We start from the raw sequence: 1,926 nt of genomic DNA on the forward strand, positions 1-1,926 counted from the left end.
TCGCAGGTGGGTGGAGGTCGAATCTGTTTAAAAATGGTGACGTGATTTCTACGACTCCATAATCGGTGTATTCCATCCATGCCGCAGCTCCGAGAGAAAGTCCGCAGTCGCTCGTGCAGGGGGAAATAACGATCTGCTTAAACAGTCTCTGTCGCTCAAGTTTGGTATTCGTGAGGATGTTTAATGCGGCACCGCCGCTGTAACAGAGGTATTCCGCTCCGGTCTGTTCCGCCCAGAACCGGATGAACTCGAGAACACGGTCTTCGAACTCCTTCTGGATTGTTGCTGCAATATTCATGCAAACTGCGTGCCGGGGATCCAGATGTTGCAGGGAAAGGTTCATGTGCCGATTGACAATCTCGACGAGTTCGGGTTCGCCGCCGTGAAAATCGAGATACCAGTTGTTCTCGATCAGCCACGATCGGATCGCATCGCTGGCGCAACCGTACGAACTATATCCCATGAGTTTTCCGGGAATTGCCAGGTGGTCCTGGGGTGATTGGTTCAGGATTGCCCTGACGAGAGGATTGACGCTGAAATTGTTTACAACCGTTTTGAGGTCATTCCAGCTATGATCAAGCCAGTGTACCTCTTTCCCATCAAAAAACCAGACCGATGAACTTGAATCGGAAGCACCCCCGTCGATGTGGACGAGCAAGGTGTTCGGCTGGAACGATCCGATAAATGGGAGAACGGAAGCCAGATGCGCGAACTCATGGCACATAATAAACCCGGAAACCTCTCTCTCATGCAGGCCATCCGGAAAGAACCGGCAGGTTGCTGGCTGGATAATATCTTCAACTTTCAGGGTAGCCCGGGGTTCGATCCTGAAATTTCCATCCGACGAGATGATTGAACTGCCAAGAAATGAGTTCACCGCTACGAATCTGAGATCCTCGTCTGGCGGAATATACTTTGTGAGAAGGCGTGAAAGTTCCGATGAGAGCCCGCTGTCATGCTTGATGCCGGAGTATCGCTCCAGCTGGATCGCCGTTATGACGCGACCGTTCTTCATTATGGTAATCCCGTGATCGTGGGTCAACGAAGGCACTCCGGACACTACCGTTGTATCGGGAATCCCGTAGAGTCCGACGGTGATCATACGGCTCCCCCGGTAACTTCTCTCTTTTTGCCATCCCGGATTATCGATACCGTATCTCTCCCACGTGTTACAATCGCACCATCAAGGAAAGTCAGCCATTTCTTATAGTCAAAGTATTCGTCATTGAAGTAGCTGATAAAGGGGATGAGTACTGCGTCATGGGAGACGTATATCAGGTTATGACCTGATGCTGACAGATCCGTGCAGATCTGTGAAAGAAATGCCTTGCTGGTGCTTTTCAATGGTTTGAATCCCTCAAGCTCGCCGGTTTCGATGTATCGCTGCACTGTCGTTGTAGTGCCCCAGTCGAGGAAATTACGTCCGGCAAGGTCGGAATCCTCGATGTAGATCCCTGGCGCCCCAAGTATTGAACTCTGAATAATGGGGATATCCTTCTTGCCGTACCCGTCGAGGATCGAATGAACCGTCTGAAGACAGCGGGGCACAGGGCTTGAGTATGTACACCCTATCGCCATATCCCGGAGTTTCGATCCGAACAACTGTGCATCCTGTGTCCCCTTTTCTGTCAGAAGGACATCAGTCCCATGCGTCAGGCTCGGGATGGATCCCCGTTCCGCGTGGCGTATCAGTAAGGCAAATGATTCAGATTCCTCAACAAGCGAGAAATTGTTCATGAAATTCACATTCATAAGGTCTCCTCTTTCGTCGAAGGAGCAAGGTGTACAACAGTGCCGTCTTCAGAACGGGTCACCAGATCGCCGTCTTTAGTCCTGCACAGGGCCCATTCATTGTAAAATGGTTCGACCCACGCGTAGCGCTCAATATATGCGGGTGCTCCAGCCTTGTCGATATGCAGGTACCCT

Annotated in this window: 2 protein-coding genes; both read right to left on the reverse strand. The window is 51.1% G+C overall.

The window, feature by feature from the left end:
• Positions 1-1,102, reverse strand: a 1,102-nt coding sequence (locus tag QCH34_RS11645) for a carbamoyltransferase N-terminal domain-containing protein (protein WP_300334376.1), incomplete at its 3' end; no start/stop codon positions are given.
• A complete protein-coding gene (locus QCH34_RS11650; RefSeq protein WP_300334380.1) occupies positions 1,099-1,752 on the reverse strand; it encodes a histidine phosphatase family protein in 654 nt (217 codons plus the stop codon). The genes QCH34_RS11650 and QCH34_RS11645, both read right to left, overlap by 4 nt.
• Positions 1,753-1,926: the final 174 nt, after the last annotated feature.

It is taken from the genome of Methanocalculus sp., assembly GCF_029762515.1.
GTDB lineage: Archaea > Halobacteriota > Methanomicrobia > Methanomicrobiales > Methanocorpusculaceae > Methanocalculus.